General features: G+C 38.4%; 9 protein-coding genes and 1 pseudogene. 6 read left to right on the top strand and 4 right to left on the bottom strand.

Annotated elements, in window-relative coordinates; genetic code table 11:
• The 3 genes from FJR38_RS27710 to FJR38_RS10445 form a co-directional block, all read left to right on the top strand.
• On the top strand, positions 1–466 hold a 466-nt coding region (locus FJR38_RS27710), incomplete at its 5' end, for a transposase (RefSeq protein WP_217360000.1).
• A 213-nt stretch (positions 467–679) separates the two neighbouring features.
• Positions 680–3,685, top strand: coding sequence for an isoleucine--tRNA ligase (gene ileS, locus FJR38_RS10450; RefSeq protein ID WP_168536894.1), 3,006 nt, complete (start codon positions 680–682; stop codon positions 3,683–3,685).
• A gap of 119 nt (positions 3,686–3,804) precedes the next feature.
• Complete coding sequence (locus tag FJR38_RS10445; RefSeq protein ID WP_168536892.1) at positions 3,805–4,410, top strand: Uma2 family endonuclease; 606 nt, start codon at positions 3,805–3,807, stop codon at positions 4,408–4,410.
• Between the two features lie 163 nt (positions 4,411–4,573).
• On the opposite strand, the gene FJR38_RS10440 is transcribed toward FJR38_RS10445, so the two are convergent.
• Positions 4,574–4,840, bottom strand: a complete 267-nt coding sequence (locus tag FJR38_RS10440; protein ID WP_217360012.1) for a hypothetical protein — start codon at positions 4,838–4,840, stop codon at positions 4,574–4,576.
• Between the two features lie 410 nt (positions 4,841–5,250).
• Here FJR38_RS10440 and ppsA point away from each other — a divergent pair, with 410 nt between their 5' ends.
• The 3 genes from ppsA to FJR38_RS10425 all read left to right on the top strand — a co-directional run bounded on the left by ppsA (position 5,251) and on the right by FJR38_RS10425 (position 15,245).
• A complete protein-coding gene (gene ppsA / locus FJR38_RS10435; protein ID WP_168536890.1) occupies positions 5,251–8,868 on the top strand; it encodes a phosphoenolpyruvate synthase in 3,618 nt (1,205 codons plus the stop codon).
• 957 nt (positions 8,869–9,825) lie between these two features.
• A complete protein-coding gene (locus FJR38_RS10430) occupies positions 9,826–12,831 on the top strand; it encodes a PAS domain S-box protein (RefSeq protein WP_371418172.1) in 3,006 nt (1,001 codons plus the stop codon).
• A gap of 758 nt (positions 12,832–13,589) precedes the next feature.
• Entirely contained in the window at positions 13,590–15,245 is a 1,656-nt protein-coding gene (locus tag FJR38_RS10425; RefSeq protein ID WP_168536888.1) for a mechanosensitive ion channel, read from the top strand.
• A gap of 406 nt (positions 15,246–15,651) precedes the next feature.
• On the opposite strand, the gene FJR38_RS10420 is transcribed toward FJR38_RS10425, so the two are convergent.
• From FJR38_RS10420 to nifJ, 3 genes and pseudogenes are all read right to left on the bottom strand, one after another.
• Positions 15,652–16,713 carry an ATP-dependent 6-phosphofructokinase gene (locus FJR38_RS10420; RefSeq protein WP_168536886.1) on the bottom strand — a complete coding sequence of 354 codons (1,062 nt, stop codon included), beginning with the start codon at positions 16,711–16,713 and terminating at the stop codon, positions 15,652–15,654.
• A gap of 53 nt (positions 16,714–16,766) precedes the next feature.
• Positions 16,767–17,786 (bottom strand): dihydroorotate dehydrogenase-like protein, encoded by a 1,020-nt coding sequence (locus FJR38_RS10415; RefSeq protein ID WP_168536884.1) that lies wholly within the window; start codon positions 17,784–17,786, stop codon positions 16,767–16,769.
• A gap of 64 nt (positions 17,787–17,850) precedes the next feature.
• Positions 17,851–21,449: pseudogene (gene nifJ, locus FJR38_RS10410) on the bottom strand (pyruvate:ferredoxin (flavodoxin) oxidoreductase).
• Between the last annotated feature and the right edge of the window lie 162 nt (positions 21,450–21,611).

Here is a 21,611-nt window from a genome sequence, read left to right as displayed (position 1 = left end):
GGAGCAACGTCTTCAACAACTCAATCAAGAAATTGAGACATTGACCCAAAATAATCAACAATGGATTGATAAAGTCAATCTACTCAAAACTACTCCTGGTATTGGTCAAGTTATTTCAACCACCTTAGTTTCTGACTTACCAGAATTAGGTCAATTAACTGCCAAGCAAATCTCTCGCCTAGTTGGTGTTGCGCCAATTAATCACGATAGTGGACAGCATAAAGGTAAGCGCATGATTAATGGTGGTCGCGCCCATGTTCGTGCCATTCTTTATATGGGTGCTGTTGTTGCTATGCGTCATAATCCTGTTATCAAAACTTTTTATGAACGCCTGGTTGAACGTGGTAAACCCAAAAAATTAGCCATTACTGCTTGTGTTCATAAAATGTTAGTCATTTTAAATGCGATGATTCGAGATCATCTTCCCTGGTCTGTTTCTCACGACTCACAACCAATTTCTGCATAAAGTTTCACTATCGTTTTTATACCTGCAATCTTGTTTGGTAATTTATGGCAATCTATAATTTACCTGTTTTGTTCTGCTTTGTTTTTCTCCTCTATTTTCTGACTTTTTTCCTAGACTTTAAATTTTTCCTTTACGATCGCTTGACAATCAAGACAGTCGCTACGATTTATAATTGATCGGATAACCTGCACACCTACATTTAGGCATGAAACTGTGACCGAAACTGGAAAATACAAAGATACCGTCAACTTACCCAAGACTAACTTCGATATGCGGGCAAACGCCATTAAGCGCGAACCCGAAATCCAAAAATTCTGGGAAGAAAACAACATTTATTCTCAACTGGCTGAAAACAACCCCGGCGAATTATTTATACTCCACGATGGTCCTCCCTATGCTAACGGTCAGTTGCATATTGGTCATGCTTTAAATAAGATTCTCAAAGATATTATTAACCGCTACCATTTGCTCCAAGGTCGTAAAATTCGCTACGTTCCAGGATGGGATTGTCACGGGTTGCCAATTGAGTTGAAAGTTCTGCAAAATATGAAACAGGCAGAACGGCAAAATCTCACTCCTTTGCAATTGCGTCAAAAAGCGAAAGAGTTTGCACTGAAGACGGTTGATGAACAACGAGAAAGCTTTAAACGCTATGGGATTTGGGGTGATTGGGAAAATCCTTATTTAACCTTAAAACCAGAATACGAAGCCGCGCAAATTGGCGTTTTTGGGGAAATGTTCCTCAAAGGTTATATCTATCGCGGTTTAAAGCCTGTGCATTGGAGTCCTAGTTCTAAAACCGCTTTGGCAGAAGCTGAGTTAGAATATCCTGAAGGTCACGTTTCCCGCAGTATTTACGCGGCTTTTCCGGTGCAGAAGGTTGCGGAAGGGTTAAAAGCTAGTTTAGATAGCTTCTTGCCTGATTTGGGCGTGGCTGTGTGGACTACTACTCCCTGGACTATTCCCGGTAATTTGGCTGTGGCTGTGAATGGTGCGTTGGAGTATGCGGTGGTGGAGGTCTCACGCAGAGACGCAGAGGCACAGAGAGGATGCAGATATCTGATTGTTGCGGCTGAGTTGGTGGGGCGTTTGGGAGAGATTTTGAATGCTGAGTTAACGGTAAAAGCCAAATTCTCTGGTCAGGATTTGGAAGGGACTATTTACCGTCATCCTCTTTTTGACCGTGAAAGTCCGGTGGTGGTTGGTGGTGATTATATCACTACTGAGTCGGGGACTGGGTTGGTTCATACTGCTCCTGGTCATGGTCAAGAGGACTATATTGTTGGTCAGCGTTACGGTTTACCGATTCTTGCTCCTGTTGATGATAGTGGTAATTTTACTGATGAAGCTGGTAAGTTTTCTGGCTTGAATGTGTTGGGCGATGGTAATCAAGCGATTATTGATGCTTTGCAGGAAGCGGGTTCTCTGTTGAAGGAGGAAGCTTATCCTCACAAGTATCCTTATGATTGGAGAACGAAGAAACCGACGATTTTCCGCGCTACTGAACAATGGTTTGCTTCTGTGGCTGGTTTTCGGGAAGATGCTTTAACGGCTATTTCATCTGTGCGTTGGATTCCTGCTCAAGGTGAAAACCGCATCACGCCGATGATAGCAGAAAGATCCGATTGGTGTATTTCTCGTCAACGTTCTTGGGGTGTGCCGATTCCCGTGTTTTATGATGAAGCGACTGGGGAAGTTTTGCTGAATGCGGACACGATTAATCACGTTCAAGCTATCATTGCCGAAAAGGGTTCTGATGCTTGGTGGGAGTTGTCGGTGGCAGATTTGTTACCGGAAACATATCGTCATAATGGCAAGAGTTACCGCAGAGGTACAGATACAATGGATGTCTGGTTTGATTCTGGTTCTTCTTGGGCGGCTGTGGCGAAGCAAAGACCGGAGTTATGCTATCCTGCTGATATGTATTTGGAAGGTTCTGACCAACATCGCGGTTGGTTTCAATCTTCTTTGTTAACCAGTGTCGCGGTTAATGGCATTGCACCTTATAAAACTGTGTTAACTCATGGTTTCGTCTTGGATGAAAATGGACGAAAAATGAGCAAATCGGTGGGGAATGTGGTAGATCCTCAATTGATGATTCAAGGTGGGACTAACCAAAAACAACAACCCGCTTATGGTGCGGATGTTTTGCGGTTGTGGGTTTCTTCGGTTGATTATTCTGGTGATGTGCGGTTGGGTGGTAATATCATCAAGCAATTAGCGGATGTCAGAAATAAGATTCGCAACACAGCGCGGTTTTTATTGGGGAGTTTGCATGATTTTGATCCTCTCAAAGATGCTGTAGCTTTTGAAGATTTGCCAGATTTGGATAAGTATATGCTGCACCGCATACGGGAAGTTTTTACAGAAGTCACAGCCGCTTTTGATATAAAAGGAGAAGAACAAGAAGCTTTTAAACCTCTCCAACTATCGCGCTTTTTCCAAACGGTGCAAAATTTCTGCATTGTTGATTTGTCTAACTTCTATTTAGATATTGCGAAGGATAGACTGTATATTAGTTCTAAGAATGCTTTCCGCCGTCGTAGTTGTCAAACAGTTTTGCAAATTGCTTTGGAGAATTTAGCGAAAGCGATCGCACCTGTTTTGTGTCATATGGCTGAGGATATTTGGCAACATCTACCTTACGAAACACCCTATAAATCAGTGTTTCAAGCTGGTTGGGTACAGTTGGAGAAAAAATGGACATATCCAGAAGATGATGCAGAAGCTAGAAAAGCACAAGTGCGAATTGAAACTTGGGAGAAATTGCGGCAACTTCGCACCGATGTTAACAAGGTGTTAGAACAGGCTAGGGTAGAAAAAATGATTGGTTCGTCTTTAGAAGCAAAAGTGCTGATTTATATGGAACCTGTTAAGCTACCTGTTGCGTCTTACTTGGGACATGAAAGTTTTCATACAGCTATCCAAGCTTTTAACCCTGTTAGCGGTAATGGAGTAGATGAATTGCGGTATTTGTTCCTAACCTCTGAGGTGCAATTATTAGATTCTCCTGACGCATTAAAAGGATTAAAAACCCTGCGAGTTCAAGGTGAAGATAATTGGGATATTGGGGTAGTTAATGCCGCAGACTATGAGCATGAAGGGAAATCTTATCACAAGTGCGATCGCTGTTGGAATTATTCTACCCATGTAGGGGAGTCAGCAGAACATCCTTTACTTTGTGAAAGATGTGTTCCCGCTTTAGCTGGAGAGTTCTAGAACCATAATATCCCCGACTTCTGTCATTAATTTATAATTTATTTATAATATAATCAAGAAGTCGGGAATCTGGATTTTGTGCAACTGCAAATAAACCTTCATTACCATCTTTAATTATTATGACCACACAATTATCTGTAGCTTTAGAAATTTTACCAATGGTTTTGAAAATGCAACCAAATATTATCAGAAGTGATGAGCAATTTTTTGAGTTTTGTCAATTAAACCGTGATTTAAGAATTGAACGTAATCAATTTAGAGATTTATTAATTATGTCACCTACAGATTCAGAAACAGGTGAACGTAACTTTAATTTAATTGGTGAATTAGGTATTTGGACAAAGCAAAATGGTACAGGAGTAGGATTTGGTTCTAGTGGTGGTTTTACATTACCCAATGGTGCAGTCCGTTCTCCTGACGCAGCTTGGATAAATCGCACAAAATGGGAAGCAATACCAACAGAACAAAGAAAAAAATTTGCACCTATTTGTCCTGAGTTTATCATTGAATTGCGTTCAGAAACTGATAACTTAAAGATTCTGCAAGAAAAGATGCAAGAATATATAGATAATGGTACACAATTAGGATGGTTAATTGATAGAAAACAACGCAAAGTATTTATTTATCGTCCTGATTGTGTTGTTGAAGAATTAGATAACCCCCAAACCTTAACTGGTGAGAATTTATTACCTGGATTTATTCTGGATTTAAGTCAGATTTGGTAATACAGCTTTAGTTAGGGAGTTCTAATCATCACAAATGCTAATTTGTGGAAACGTTATATAACTCTTTGGCGTTGCTGATTAAGAGTATGATTTTGTTTCACGCAGAGGCGCAGAGTCTACAGAGAGTAAGAGTTTGAAATCATTGATTTTTGAATTTCATACCCTAATTCAGCAACGCCAACTCTTTTTCCCACTTGGCTTCTAATATAGATTGTAAAGAATTTTGTTGACTGAAATGATAAGAACTCAGACTATGTTCTGATGTAAAGACTTTTTTCACTAGTTTTGCTAAAATAGGTTTTGGTATCTCAGCAGTATGACGCAAGGCTAATACGGGCATTTCTTGCCAACAACTCCGGCAAAACCAGTAAGATTCAGCACCACGGATGTGATGTAAAAGCGAGTCGGAACAACAAGGGCAGTGAGGCATAGTAGTTAAACATCCTTTTATTAAAAATGCTCGGCTAGTAATGTAGTTATGTAATGAATTGAGAGTCATTAAAACTTGTTATGTATATTCCTTAGAGTTTAACTCTCAAATATGAGGAACTTGTGAGGATGCTTATAGGAACAATATATTACGTAATATTTCGCTATATTGCCTCTACATTTGTTTACAATCTAAACTAAACTCATCGTAGGCAATTTAAAATGCTTTTTTCCAAGAGGCTACGTTAACAAAAATTAAAGCAAGTGCCAGGTAGAGATTGTTCCCTATTCCCTTCTATATATTCCTCACAAGATCCTCAAAATCTCAGTGTATAAAAATAGTGGGTAAGGAAAAAAGCAACTCACCCAAAGGTTCTGAATTAAATAACAATATTTAAGGAATCTCAGAATATGCTAGAAATTACACGCAACCAAGAAAATAACCAAGTTACCCAAGAAGCTTTAGTATTACACTTTAACTCGGTGGGAATTGCAGATATTCCCTTAGTAGGTGGCAAAAACGCCTCTTTAGGGGAAATGATTCAACAACTCGGTCCCAAAGGGGTGAAAGTTCCCACGGGATTTGCGACAACAGCTTATGCTTATAGATACTTTATTACTGGTGCTGGTTTAGAAGCCAAACTGAGAAAGATTTTTGCAGAGTTAGATGTCGAAGATATGGATAACCTGCGGGAATGTGGCAAACAAGCCAGATCATTGATGTTAGAAACACCATTTCCGTTAGAATTACAAGAAGCGATCGCTCGATCATATCAAAGTTTATGTCAAGAATACGGTATTAATACGGATGTCGCTGTTCGTTCTAGTGCTACAGCCGAAGATTTACCAGATGCAAGTTTTGCAGGACAACAAGAAACATACCTGAATGTACATGGACTCCAAAGCGTCTTAGAATCTTGCCATAAATGCTTTGCTTCTATCTTTACAGACCGCGCCATTTCTTACCGACAAATTAAAGGTTTTGATCATTTTGAAGTCGCATTATCAGTCGGTGTCCAAAAAATGGTACGTTCTGATTTAGCATCTTCTGGCGTAATGTTCTCCATTGACACCGAAACAGGCTTTAAAGATGCTGCTTTAATTACCGCTGCTTATGGTTTAGGTGAAAACGTAGTTCAAGGTGCAGTTAACCCAGATGAATATTTAGTATTTAAACCAACCTTAACACAAGGATATAAACCTATTCTCCAAAAACGTTTGGGGACAAAAGAAATAAAAATGGTTTATGACCTTGGTGGGTCAAAATTAACCAAAAACATCCCCGTTCCCGAATCAGAACGCGGTCAATTTGCCCTTAATGACCAAGAAATTTTACAACTCGCCAAATGGGCTTGTATAATTGAAGATCATTATTCCCAAGTCCGTGGGATGGAAACACCAATGGATATTGAATGGGCAAAAGATGGCGTAACTGGTGAATTATTTATCGTTCAAGCTAGACCAGAAACAGTTCAATCTCAAAAATCAAAAACTGTTCTCAGAACTTATCAACTTAAAGAAAAAAGTCAAGTTTTATTAACAGGTCGTAGCGTTGGCGAAATGATTGGTCAAGGTAAAGCCAGAGTGATTCTTGACGTACATCAAATCAATCAATTCCAAGCCGGAGAAGTGTTAGTTACTAACCGCACAGATCCAGACTGGGAACCGATTATGAAAAAAGCTAGTGCTATTGTCACTAACTCTGGGGGACGGACTTGTTTTGATGGAGAAACAAAAATTCTCACCAATCAAGGTTTTATGACCATTGGGCAGATTTATGAACAAGGATATCAAGGATTATCAACTTTAGCCCTCAACACCAAAACCCATCAAATGGAATGGAAACCCATTACAGATGCCATGAAACGGACATCTAAAACAATTGGTGTGAGTGTATCTCAAACTGGGAGAGTCACAGATAATATCCTGCGATTAACTCCTGATCATAAAATGGTCAATCTGCGGAATGGTGAATATACCAAAACTGAGATTCAAGAAATGTTAGATACTCAGGAAATGGTGCTTGTATCTCAGAATATTCCCGTATTAGGTGACAACAAAAATCAAGAAGCGGATTTAGCTTATCTGATTGGGGGAATCATCACAGACGGTTCAATTTACACTAGTCGAACTCATGGGGAAGTCCAGTTTATTCAAAAATGTTTACCAGAAAAACAAGCATTCATAGCTACTATGAATGACAAAATGAATGCTGTTTATGGTAAATCTTTTACTCCTTGTGAGAAAGCAGTATCTTCAGGTTATATCCGAGGAAAACAAGTAAAAGGACAAGCTACAGCTTATCGTGTTTATTCTAAAGCTATAGCTTACGACTTAAAAGAAAAAGAACAACAGATTACTCAAATTCTCCTAGAAAATACTTCAGAAGTTGCTTATCACTTCTTAGGAGGTGTGATTGATGGTGATGGCTGCTATGCTAATAATCGCATTAACATCTATATCTCGGAAGAGAATTTACTACAAGCTGTCATTATTGCTTGTTTAAAAATCAATACTGTTCCTCAAGTTACCAAAAATCGTCATATCTACAATGTCCAAATTGTAGAAAAATTAGAGCAAATTTTAGAATATACCCAACGAGTCAAAGGAGATATTAATCCCCGAATTATTCAAACCCGGTTTTTTGCTACTAATCAACTATTTGCTAACAATGTTACCGGAGAAATCAAACTTAGAAAAGATAAGAACTTATTGATTTCCGATAAACAACTGGGTGAAATAAGTCAATTTGCAGACATTTTAAAAGGTGATTTCCGAATGCAACGAGTTGTTAAAGTTGCAGATGCAGTAGACGCTGAAGTTTATAATATTACTGTTGCGGATCATCATAATTATCTGGTTTTTACGGATAAATATACTCCTGTAGTTGTTTGTAACTGTCACGCAGCAATTATTGCTAGAGAAATGGGCATACCAGCCTTAGTTGGTTGTGGAAATGCAACTACAGTTTTAGAAACTGGACAAGAGGTAACTGTTAGTTGTGCGGAAGGGGAAACAGGTCAAGTTTATGCAGGATTATTAAACTTTGAAATTCAAGAATTACCTTTAGATAATTTGCCGCGTACCCGCACTAAAATTATGATGAATGTGGGGAATCCAGAGGAAGCTTTAGGTTTAACAGCAATTCCTAATGACGGTGTTGGTTTAGCGAGAATGGAATTTATCATTGCTAACCAAATTAAAGCTCATCCTTTAGCATTATTACATTTTGACAAATTAGACGATGAACTGGCCAAATATAAAATTAGCGAATTAACAGCAGAATATGAAAATAAAGCTGAATTCTTTGTTTCTAAATTGGCACAAGGTATAGGCACAATAGCCGCAGCTTTTTATCCCAAACCCGTCATTGTTCGGTTGTCTGATTTCAAGAGTAATGAATATGCAAACCTCTTGGGTGGTAGACAATTTGAACCCAAAGAAGAAAACCCGATGATTGGTTGGCGTGGTGCTTCTCGCTACTATGATCCTCGTTATCGTGAAGGTTTTGCCCTAGAATGTCAAGCCATGAAACGGGTAAGGGATGATATGGGTTTAACCAATATGATTCTCATGGTTCCTTTCTGTCGCACTCCCGAAGAAGGAAAACGGGTATTAGCAGAAATGTCCAAAAATGGCTTGGTTCAAGGTGAAAATGGCTTAGAAGTTTACGTTATGTGCGAGTTACCTAGTAACGTCTTACTAGCTGATGAATTTAGCCAAATCTTTGACGGCTTCTCGATAGGTTCTAATGATTTGACTCAATTAACCTTAGGATTAGATCGAGATTCTGAATTAGTGGCACATTTATTTGATGAACGCAATGAAGCTGTAAAACGAACAATAGCAAAAGCGATCGCTACTGTCAAACAACATGGACGCAAAATAGGCATCTGTGGACAAGCACCTAGCGATTATCCAGAATTTGCTCGTTTCCTTGTTGAACAAGGCATTGATTCTATTAGTCTCAACCCTGATTCTGTCATTAAGACAATGTTAGAAATTGCTTCAGCAGAAAAAGGGGAATAAGTAATTGATAATTGACAATTGACAATTGACAATTATTAATGGGTGACAGGTGAACCAGCGCGGTCTTGGGGGTTTCCCCCATGAGCGACTGGTGAACCCGAAGGGTGACAGTGAAGAGGTAAGAGACAAGATCCGATTTTTCTCCCCTATTCCCTGTTTCCTGTCATCTACCTTTAGACGTATTTTTTGAAGGCGATCGCATACTTCAAGAAAATACTGAAGATTTATTTGGCGACGCACTTTATCACCATCGAGTTAGAATTATGGTATGGATTTAGTGTGCCATTATCCCCACTCCCAAACAACGGATATTTCGCGGTGAATCTCTCCTTCTCACCAGTGACTTACCTAGCAATATTGAGAATAAACATCTCCAAAAAAGAATGTAGAGCCGAGAATCCCTACATAAGGAACGTCTCTACAAGGGTTGTGGATAACGCAAATTTAATTTCTGGAGATATCTAATCAATATTTCCAAGTCCGTGGCACAAAATTACAGGAATTCATTGGGATTTTGGTATATCCCAATAGTTACAAAAATAAAAGTTTGTATATACTCAAAAGAATATATAATTTAATTAAACGCTTGAAAATTTAATTGTATCCGTATGGATTTTATGGCTGTGTTACATTGCACTAAATAAATTAAGTAGCTGGATGTGAGATCACCAAAATGTGTGAGGAAAAGTAAATAGGGCTGAAACCCTTTTTTTCCCTACTCCCTACTCTCTGCCCCTGCCTTGCCCCTACAAAAATTTTTAACGCCAACCTACTTAATAAAAGTATGTGACCTAATTTTATTACCAACTTTCATATATACCAATTCCCATTTTAGTCAGGTACAAGAAGAAAGAATTAACCGCAGATAAACGCCGATAAATTTCTACTTTATTAGACTAGGAAATGCTATATACCTGCCATCTTTAATTAATTAGTGATTTGCAGAGTTTTATAAATATGAATTTAGTTAGATCATCATCTACTGAACAGATTAGTCCATTGAATACATTAGCTTCCGGATTTAATCAGCGACTAATTAATCTACCTAACTTACATCAAATTATTAATTATTCTCCCTTAATTATTAATCCTGATAGTTTTGTTATAGATGCTATAAATTTGATGAATCAAGAACAAGAAAATAGCATCATAGCTAACGACCAAATTCGGGAAACAAACGACTATGCTTTAATAGTAGAAGAAAAACAGTTACAAGGAATATTTACTCTTAAAGATGTCCTGAGAGTCATTGCTTTGGGTATCAACCTATCAGAGGTGAAAATATCCCAGGTGATGACTCAGCCACCAATTACTCTTAAACATTCAGTATCTGAGCATATTCTGACAGCCTTCTCACTGTTTGAGGAGTATTTTATTCAGCATTTGCCAATAGTAGATGACGAAGAGATGCTAATAGGTATTGTTAGCAAGAAACGTCTCATTCAATCATTAGATTTAGAAGCAATAGTTGGTGTAACTGAGGCATTACAGGAACATTTTACCAGTTCAGAAACAGAACACAAACCAATTAATCAAGAATTGGAAGTCATTCGTTGGCAAGCTTATAATTATTTACAAAGATGGTTAGAAAAACAGGTCGCTTATAGTGTAGGAATTAAAGATATACTTCAGGAAACTTTAGAAGAATTGCAAATTGTGGAAGAGGAACTGCGACAACAAAATGAACAACTGATCTTTTCTCGTGACACAACAGAAGCAGAGCGACAGCGATATCAAAATCTATTTGAATTTGCCCCAAATGGTTATTTGGTAACTGATGCTTTAGGTGTTATTCAGGAAGCTAATCATACAGCAGCATCTTTGCTATGTGTACCTAAACAATATCTAATTGGCAAACCATTGGTAATTTTCATTGCCGAACAATATCGTCCTGAATGTGTATCCCGGTTGTTAAAATTGCAGCATATAGATGAATGGGAAATGTGTTTCCAGCCTCGCAAAGGTTCACCTTTTCCTGGTAATGTGAGAGTAAATATTCTGTTTGATAGTGAAGGCAACCGGACTGGTTGTATATGGTCAATATTTGATATTAGCGATCGCAAACAAATAGAAATCGCACTACGGGAAGATAGCGATGTCTTAGAAAAACGGGTTGCAGAACGCACAGCAGAATTAGTAGTTGCCAATGCGCGGTTGCAGCAGGAAATCATGGAACGTCAAAAGATGCAAGAGTCATTAGAAGAAAGTGAAGAACGACTCAGTTTAGCAATGGAAGCGGGTAATACAGGAATATGGGATTGGCATATCCAAAGCAATAAAACCCTTTGGTCTCATAATATGGGGCCAATGTATGGTTTACCTAGTCATACCCAGTGTCCCAATATTGAGGACTTTCTCAGTTTAATCTATCCTGAAGACCGCGAATATTTTCGTGAACGTGTAAATTACGCTATTCAGGAAAGAGCTATTTTCAACTGTCAGCATCGAGTAGTGTGGCGTGATGGTAGTATACATTGGTTAAGTGCCACAGGTAAAGTCTACTATGACGAAACTGGAAAGCCAAAACGGATGATTGGCACAACTAAGGACATTTCCGAACGCAAGCTAATAGAACAACAAATCTATGAACAAGCTGCTCTTTTAGATATTGCTACTGATGGAATTTTTGTGCGAGATTTCCAAGCTCAAATTCTCTTTTGGAATCAAGGCGCTTACAGGATGTATGGTTGGCTAAGAGAAGAAGTTTTAGGTAAGAATATTAGAGATATTTTTTATCATTCAATTTCCTGTGAACAAGAAATAGTTGCTCTAAACACTGTAGTTAAATCTGGAATTTGGCAGGGTGAGTTACACAAGCAGACAAAATCAGGGCAGGAAATTATTGTCCAAAGTCGCTGGACATTGATGTTAGATGGAGATGATCAACCTAAATCTATTCTGACAGTAGATACTGATATTACAGAAAAAAAACAGTTAGAAGAGCAATTTCTCCGCGCTCAAAGATTGGAAAGTATCGGTACTTTAGCTGGTGGGATTGCCCACGATATCAATAATATCTTGACACCAATTTTAGGTTCTGCTCAATTCCTGAAAGGTAGATTTGGTAAAGATAAAGATCATCATCAGCAAATGCTGACAATCATTGAGAATAATGCTAAACAAGGGGCAGCTTTAGTTAGACAATTGTTATCTTTTGCTAGAGGAGTAGAAGGTAAATATATCACTTTACAAGTTAATGATTTGATTAGGGATATTATACAGCTTGCTCAACAAACATTTTCTAAATCTATCAAATTTTATACCCATCTGCATCCGAAATTATCAACAGTTTCTGGAGATAAAACCCAACTACATCAAGTATTAATGAATTTAGTTGTTAATGCTGCTGATGCTATGCCCAATGGTGGTGATCTTTCTATTGCTACGGGGAATTTGTATCTTGATGAAGAAATGACGCGGATAAATTGTAATGCTAGAGTGGGAAATTATATTGTTATTAGTGTTACAGATACAGGCATGGGAATGCCACCGCAAGTATTAGAGAGAATTTTTGAGCCATTTTTTACTACTAAAGATATTGGTCAAGGAACAGGATTAGGACTATCAACAGTATTAGGAATTATTCAAAGTCATAAGGGGTTTATTGATGTAGCTAGTCAAGTTGATAGAGGTAGTAAATTTCAGATATTTTTACCATCGGTACTCCAAGAAGTTCCACCATTAGAACCTGAAAATCATGACCTGTTTCAAGGAACGGGAGAGTTAATTTTAATAGTAGATGATGAAATGCAAATTTGTGAAGTTACAAAAACCATTTTAGAAAACTATAATTATCAAACCCTGACTGCTAAAAATGGCATGGAAGCGATCGCTCTTTATGCCCAACACCAAGAGCAAATTAAAGTAGTCTTAATGGATATGATGATGCCAGAAATGGATGGAACAGCGGCTATTCGCGTCTTAAAAAAAAATCAATCCCCAAGTCCAAATAATTGCTTGTAGTGGACTCAATAACCACAAGATGTTAGAACCAGATAATGAAATCCAAGTTTCAGATATTTTATCAAAACCCTACACAAATCAAGAATTACTAGAAAAATTACATTTTGTATTAACGGGAGTTTAGTTGTTAGGGCTAGGAGTCAGGATTGGTAAGGGCGTATCCCTGACGGGAGATGGAAGCATCAGCATTCGGTGTAAGGGCGAAGCATTCGGAAAATAAACTTGGGAAAAAACCGATAATTAATCGCCCGAATGCTTCGCCCCTACTTGGGAAAAAACCGATAATTAATCGCCCGAATGCTTCGCCCCTACTTGGACAAAATAGGAAAAATACTAACTGCAACTGCTTGTACAGATTTATCTATCCTAGTGAGGATGTAATCAATAATTTATTGGTAATCTAAATTTCAGTAGTTGCAGTTGTCCATCTATTAATTTTCACCATTGTGGTGGTTAGGGACTTATAGCCAAAATTAATACCGACAAATTTCAGGATTTTATAGCTTAAATTTACAGTTATTATTGCATTTAGCAGCAATGCGGGCAAAAAATAAATCTATCTTTTAGACGTTTTGTTTGAGATGGAGATTTCTGTATAGTATGATGGGTTACGAAAATCTACCATGTAATTAAAAAAATGATTTATTTTTGACAGAAAATATCTTGCCCAAATTAGAAATTAATTCAAAAAACTCAACACATACACTCACTTGATTGTATCTAGTGTTTCCACCAAAAACTTAAAATATTGAAAAACGATGAATACAACTTGGCAAGGAATAACCCAGTTGACAGGAGTTGGTTTGTCGAACAGGGTACAGCAATTTTTAGCACAGTCATCGAACTTTCCCACTGATAGAGCAGAAGTCAACCCAGGAGTTACTAATGTTCCCGGAGTTGTCGGACAGCTAATTCTGTTTATTCCCCGTTTACTGGGTTCTGCGGCGATTTTGTTAGTTGGTTGGCTCATTGCAGCGATCGCAGCCAAAGCAGTAGAAGGAATCCTCAATCGGACAAACATAGATAACCGGATTGCCTCTGGGATGACTGGTCGTGAGGATACTCCTCAGATTGAAAAATTAATCTCTGGGCTAGTTTTTTGGAGTATATTTCTGTTGACAGTCGTGGCTGTTTTACAGAACCTGGGTTTAGAAGTAGCTTCTCGACCACTTAATAGTTTTCTCGATCAACTGATTGGCTTTTTGCCCCAGATAGTTGGTGCAGGTATAATTTTGGGTGTGGCTTGGTTTTTAGCGACTATCGTGAAGCTATTGACTGTAAGAGCATTAGATACTTTGCGACTAGATGAACGGCTGCGGGAAGAAACCCAAGATGGTACACCCAGCACAAATCAATTGTCTCTGAGTGAGACCATTGGGAATGCTTTATATTGGTTCATCTTTTTATTGTTTCTGGGCTTATTTCTGGAAACATTGGGGCTTCAGACGGCATTACAACCAGTACAAGTTTTAACTATAGAGATTCTTTCCATTCTACCCAACATTTTCGCAGCAATTCTCATTGGGACAATTGGTTGGTTTATAGCGAATATTGTCCAGCGGATTGTCACTAATTTATTACATACAACTGGAATTGATGATCTGGGGAGAAGGTTAGGACTATCTTCATCTACAGGGGGGCAATCTTTATCAAATATTATCGGCACAATTGTCTATATTTTGATTTTGATTCCTGTAGCGATCGCCGCACTTAATACTCTCCAAATTGAGGCGATTTCTGCACCAGCAATTGTGATGCTGCAACAAGTTCTTAATACCTTGCCGAGTATTTTCACAGCAGCAGGAATTTTAATTGTTGCTTATTTTCTGGGTAAGTTTGTCTCGGAGTTAGTGACAACTATTCTGACCAGCTTAGGCTTTAACAATATTTTCACTATTCTGGGTTTGCCCTCAGTCAGAAGACAAGTGGTTTATTCAGAAGAACCCACTTCAGTTGTAACGGTCAGCCGTACACCTTCAGAAGTAGCGGGAATTATTGTACTAGTCGGTATCATGCTGTTTGCAACTGTAGCAGCAGTAAATATTCTCAATATTCCTGCTCTGACAGCATTGGTAATGGGTATTGTCATTATCTTGGGACGAATTTTAGCGGGATTGGTGGTATTTGCCATTGGTTTATTTTTGGCAAATCTAGCTTTTAGTATTATTAGCAGTTCTGGTAATTCCCAAGCTAGAGTTTTAGCTCAAGTAGCGCGGATTGCAATTATTGCCTTAGTTTCAGCGATGGCACTCCAACAAATTGGGATTGCTCCCGATATCGTGAATTTAGCCTTTGGTCTGTTATTTGGTGCGATCGCTGTCGCTATTGCCTTAGCCTTTGGTTTAGGTGGACGTGATGTTGCCCAAGAACAAATGAGAGAGTGGTTAGCTTCTTTTAAGGAAACCAGGAATTAAAGAATAGAAAACATATCAATTAGGGACTTCCAAAAAATAAACTATTCCCTAATTGATTCCTGATCATTTTTCATATAGCAGTATGCACTCTTGGTGAGATACAGTCACCCAATCGCAAACCCTGTAGGGGCGCAGGGTCTGCGCCCTCGATTGTATTGCATCCTACCGATAACCGCTATAGTATCAACGTTCAAATATACACATGATCAATCTTGAATAGCCTTTAAACCATTGATTTATGGCGTTGCTGATTAACGGTATGAATTTTAGTCTCACGCAAAGGCGCAAAGACGCAAAGGTAAGAGTTTTAAAGATTCAATTTAGGAATTTCATACCTCAATATGGCTTCGCCACGCAGGCTATCAGCAACGCCTGATTTATCAGGTTGTTAGGTCTATTCAGATCGCTATTCACCAACATAAATGCCTAAAGAACGAGCGGTTTGGACTAAATCACCATGAGGATTAACAAGAGAGGGATTTTTATCTATAACATCTTGAATAGGGAAATTGACAACTCGCCCATTTTGCCAAGCTAACATTTGATCATATTTTTCTTGGGCAATTAAATCAACTGCAACCTTACCAAACATAGTAGCAGTAAGTCGATCTAAAGCTGAGGGTATACCACCACGTTGAATATGTCCTAATACAGAAACTCTAGTATCAATCAGATGATTACTACAATTAGCAATTTGTTCGGCAATATATTGACCTTTACCACATTTAGCCGTTGTACAATTATCAGCATCATCTATATCTTTTGAACAAGGAAATATTCCTTCAGCAACAACAACTATGGCAAATTTCCGTTGCCAGCGTTCGCGCAATTCAGTAAGATGATTACACAAACCCTGAATAGTATAGGGGACTTCCGGAAGTAAAATCACATCAGCACCCCCGGCAATCCCTGAGTATAATGCCAAATGTCCGGCAGTGCGTCCCATAACTTCAATAATCATCACTCGGTCATGACTAGCAGCCGTAAACGTGAGACGATTAATAGCATCTACAACTGTATTCACTGCCGTATCAAAGCCAATTGAGCGTTCTGTCAGCGCCACATCATGATCAATAGTTTTGGGAATAGCAACTAAATTCCAATTACCTAAAACTGCTAATTGATGAATAATATTTAAACTACCATCTCCACCGACAGCAATTAAAGCATCTAAACCGATAGCTTCATAACCGGCTAATATTTCATTAGCAGAACCTAAAGTATCCCCTTTATTAATACTACCTAAAACCGTTCCTCCCATATTTAGCAAAGGGTCAATACCCCGCAAATCCCAACCATGTATACTTAAAGGTACAGTTTTTCCCTCTAGCAAACCTTGAGTTGAATAAGGAATACCCACCACTTCCCAATCATAAGTCCTGGTTGCATGACTCACTGCCGCACGAATCACACAATTTAGACCAGGACAGTCACCACCACTAGTAAGAATACCAATACGTTTTTTCATAAATTAGGAAGAAGGAGTCACTGAAGAAGAATATGAAGTCAGTCCCCAATCATCTAAAAGGGTGTATAAACTCTACCACTGTTGGGGTTATAAGTTTGCAAAGCTCGCATATACTGAGCGCGTTCAAAAGCACTAGGATTAGGACAGTTTAATTGGCTCATACTACCTTGTATTTGGCGTACAGAGTCATATTCATGTATTTCCATCCATTCCCGCAAGTCTTTTTCTAAACACTGAATGTGAGTAATACCCTCTCGTAATAATACAGAACAAAGCATCGTTACATTTGCCCCCACCATCAGCATTTTAATCACATCATGGGCATTGTGAATACCGCTGGTTGCTGCGAGACTACCCTGAATATGACCATAGAGAATGGCTATCCAGCGCAGAGGTAAACGCATAGCTTGGGGTGTACTCAAAAGTACATAGGGTTCTACCTCTAGAGTTTCTACGTTAATATCTGGTTGATAAAACCGATTAAATAATACTAAACCATCAGCCCCACATTGGTCTAGACGTTTGGCCATATTTGCCGTGTTAGTGAAATAGGGACTAAGTTTAACAGCTACAGGAATAGTAACTGCGGCTTTCACCGATGTGAGAATATCAATATAATTCTGTTCAATTTCTGTACTTGTTAAATCTGGATTTGTAGGAACATAGTAAATATTTAACTCTAGTGCAGATGCTCCTGCGTCCTGAATGAGTGTAGCATATTCTGTCCAGCCACCGACAGAACAACCATTGAGACTGGCGATAATGGGAATATTGACTGTTTCTTTGGCTTTGCGAATATGGTCTAAATATTCTTCTGGTCCGACTCGAAAATTAGTTATATCAGGGAAATAGGTTAAAGCTTCTGGAAAACTTTCTGTTCCATAGGTAAGATGATGATGAAGTTCGTATTTTTCTAAAATTAATTGTTCTTCAAATAATGAGTGCATAACAACTGCACCAGCACCAGCATCTTCCATTAATTTAATATTATCAATATCCTCGGAAAGGGGAGAAGCAGAAGGAACTAAAGGAGATTTTAATTCTAAGCCTAGATATGTTGTGGTTAGGTTCATAAATTTATTTGGTAATTGGGTAATTTATTTCGGACTGGGCGCAGACCCTGCGCCCCTACTTATTTTATTTTCTATCAGCTAAATATTGATACATTTGCCAACGAGTATTAACATCAGCTTGTGCTTCATTGAGGAGTTCTTTTGCTGTTTCTGGGTTGATTTTAGTCAACATTTTGAACCGGTTTTCCATGTACATGGAATTTTCTAATGGGATGTGAGGGGCGCGAGAATCGAGTTGTAGGGGGTTTTTTCCTTGTTTAATGCGATCGGGATGATAACGATATAATAGCCAGCGTCCAGAGTCTACAGCGGCTTTTTGGTTTTGCATTGCTGTACTCATATTGATACCGTGAGCAATACAATGACTATAGGCAATAATTAATGATGGTCCATCATAAGCTTCAGCTTCAAGAAATGCTTTTAATGTATGTTCATCTTTTGCACCCATAGCCACACTAGCAACATAAACATTACCGTAAGTCATGGCAATTAAACCTAAATCTTTCTTTGCTGTAGGTTTACCACCTGCGGCAAATTTTGCTACTGCACCTTTAGGAGTAGATTTGGACATTTGTCCGCCAGTATTTGAATAAACTTCTGTGTCGAGGACAAGAATATTAACGTTGCGTCCACTAGCAATTACATGATCTAAACCACCGTAACCAATATCATAAGCCCAACCGTCACCACCAATGATCCAAACACTCTTTTTCACTAAATAATCAGCAAGAGATTTAAGATTTTCAACCGCAGATAAACGCTGATTAACGCCGATATTATCCTCTTTTATCTGCGTTAATCTGTGTTCATCTGCGGTTATAATCTCTTCCAATTTCCTTTTAAGAATAGAAATCCGTTCTCGTTGTTCATAAATATCCGCTTCATTTTTTTGTTCAGCATTGAGGATATCTGTGACAAGAGTTTCGCCAATTTGGGGTGCAAGTTGTTGAAGTAAATAAGCTGCAAAATCGGCTTGTTTATCTATGGAGACGCGGAAACCTAAGCCAAATTCGGCGTTATCTTCAAATAGACTATTAGACCATGCTGGACCTCTTCCTTCAGCGTTTTTTGTCCAAGGTGTAGTAGGTAAATTACCACCATAGATAGATGAACAACCTGTGGAATTGGCGACTATCATGCGATCGCCAAATAATTGTGTTACTAATTTAATATAGGGTGTTTCTCCACATCCTGCACAAGCACCAGAAAACTCAAACAACGGTTCTTGCATTTGTTGTTGATTAATATGATTCAACTGCAAATTCTGTCTATCTGGATTTGGTAAACTCAAGAAAAAATCCCAATTTTCTCGTTCTTGTTCCCGCAATGGTTTTTGCAGTTCCATATTAATCGCTTTTTTACGCGGTTCGGCTTTATTTTTGGCAGGACAAACATCAACACAAATACCACAGCCAGTACAATCTTCTGCTGCTACTTGAATAGTAAATTTCAAATCATGCCAATTATGTTCTCTCGCATTGGCACTTTTAAAGGTTTCCGGTGCATTTTCTAATTGTTCTGGTGCATATACTTTACTACGAATGACACTATGAGGACATACCATCACGCATTTACCACATTGAATACAAACGTCGGTATCCCAAACAGGTATTTCTTCAGCAATATTGCGTTTTTCCCATTTAGATGTTCCTGTAGGATATGTACCATCTACAGGTAATGCACTTACAGGTAAATCATCACCTTCACGAGCGATCATTTTACTCAAAACATCACGAACAAAAGCAGGTGCATAATCTGGAAGAGGTGACAGTTGACAGGTGACAGATGACAGTTTTTCTTTCAGTTCTTTAGTTGTAATTTCATGGAGATTATCCAAAGTTGTATTAACTGCTTGGATATTCATTTCTACAATTTCTTCGCCTTTATTACCGTAGGTTTTACGGATAGATTTTTTAATTTTGTTTATTGCTTCTTCTTTGGGTAAAACACCAGATATGGCAAAGAAACAAACTTGCATAACTGTGTTGATTCTACCAATCATTCCTGCTTCCCGTGCGACTTTGTAGGCATTGATAACATAAAAGCTAAGGTTTTGTCAATGATCTCCGCTTGCATAGAACTGGGTAATTTATCCCAAACTTCATCTTTGTTATAAGGTGAATTTAATAAAAAAGTACCACCAGGAATAATATCTTTCAACATCGGAAATTTTTCTAAAAACTCCCATTGATGACAAGCGACAAAATTAGCTTTAGTAATTAAATAGGGAGAATGAATTTGTTGAGAACCAAAGCGCAAATGTGAAACTGTCACAGAACCAGATTTTTTAGAATCGTAAACAAAATAACCTTGGGCATAATTATCAGTTTCTTCACCAATAATTTTGATGGAGTTTTTATTTGCTCCTACTGTACCATCTGCACCCAAACCATAGAAAATTGCTCGCACTATATTATCTGCTTCAATGTTAAATTCGGGATTATATGCTAAACTGGTGTAGGTGACATCATCATTAATCCCGACTGTAAAATGATTTTTTGGTGTTTCTATCTCCAAATTATCAAATACAGCTTTTACCATTGCTGGTGTAAATTCCTTAGATGATAAACCATACCTACCACCCACAACTTTGATTTTGTGAAGCTGGTTTTCTGCCAAAGCTGTAACAACATCAATATATAAAGGTTCACCAGTTGCACCTGGTTCTTTCGTTCTGTCTAAAACGGCAATATTGCGGGTAGTTTTGGGGAGAGAATTAATAAATCTTTGGGTATCAAAAGGACGATATAATCTCACTTTTATGACTCCGACTTTTTCCCCTTGTTGATTGAGATAATCTACAGTTTCTTGGACTGTTTCACAACCAGAACCCATGAGGATAATTATGTTTTCTGCTGCTGGGTGTCCATGATAATCAAATAGTTTATATTCTCTCCCTGTATTTTCAGCAAATTCATCCATTACCTGTTGAGTAATATCTGGACAAAGTTGATAAAAAGAATTTACTGTTTCTCTGGCTTGGAAATAAACATCTGGGTTTTGTGCTGTACCTCGTAACACTGGTTTATCAGGTGTTAAAGCCCGTGAACGATGGGCAATTACTAACTCTATGGGAATAAATTTTTGTAAGTCTTCGGTTGTGAATATTTCTATTTTATCTATCTCATGAGAGCTGCGAAAACCATCAAAAAAGTGTAAGAAAGGTATGCGTGATTCTAAAGTTGCACGTGTGGAAATGAGGGCAAAATCTTGGGCTTCTTGCACAGAAGCAGCGCACAACATTGCAAACCCGCTACTTCTTGTAGCCATGACATCACTATGATCTCCAAAAATAGAGAGAGCTTGAGCCGCAAGCGATCGCGCCGCAATATGAAATACTGTAGGTGTAAGCTCTCCCGCAATCTTATACATATTAGGGAGCATTAACATTAATCCCTGAGATGCTGTAAATGTCGTTGTCAGTGAACCCGTTTGCAAAGCCCCATGTACAGCACCCGCAACTCCTCCTTCACTCTGTAACTGTACCACCGAGGGAATGTTTCCCCAGATGTTCGGTTTTCCCTCACTCATAGCAGCATCCGACCATTCAGCCATGGGTGAAGATGGTGTAATCGGATAAATGGCAATAACTTCGTTTAGTTGGTAGACGACTTTAGCAACTGCTTCATTCCCGTCTATGGTTGCAAAGGTTTTAGTTTTCATATTAAACATCTTGATAACTTTCCTAAACTTGATTTAGTCGTATTGCTGATAGCCATATAAAGGAATGAGGCGTTGCTGATTAAGAGTATGATTTTGTTTCACGCAGAGGCGCAGAGTCACAGAGAGTAAGGGTTTGAAATCTTTGATTTTTCAATTTCATAC

Source organism: Anabaena sp. UHCC 0253 (genome assembly GCF_009712085.1).
GTDB lineage: Bacteria > Cyanobacteriota > Cyanobacteriia > Cyanobacteriales > Nostocaceae > Dolichospermum.
Note: the sequence above shows the minus strand (reverse complement) of the source record. Positions and strands in the feature narration are given on the sequence as shown.

Coding starts and splice junctions, on each gene's coding strand:
- FJR38_RS10445 (WP_168536892.1), top strand. CDS start 3,805: ATGACCACACAATTATCTGTAGCTTTAGAAATTTTACCAATGGTTTTG.
- FJR38_RS10440 (WP_217360012.1), bottom strand. CDS start 4,840: ATGCCTCACTGCCCTTGTTGTTCCGACTCGCTTTTACATCACATCCGT.
- ppsA (WP_168536890.1), top strand. CDS start 5,251: ATGCTAGAAATTACACGCAACCAAGAAAATAACCAAGTTACCCAAGAA.
- FJR38_RS10430 (WP_371418172.1), top strand. CDS start 9,826: ATGAATTTAGTTAGATCATCATCTACTGAACAGATTAGTCCATTGAAT.
- FJR38_RS10425 (WP_168536888.1), top strand. CDS start 13,590: ATGAATACAACTTGGCAAGGAATAACCCAGTTGACAGGAGTTGGTTTG.
- FJR38_RS10420 (WP_168536886.1), bottom strand. CDS start 16,713: ATGAAAAAACGTATTGGTATTCTTACTAGTGGTGGTGACTGTCCTGGT.
- FJR38_RS10415 (WP_168536884.1), bottom strand. CDS start 17,786: ATGAACCTAACCACAACATATCTAGGCTTAGAATTAAAATCTCCTTTA.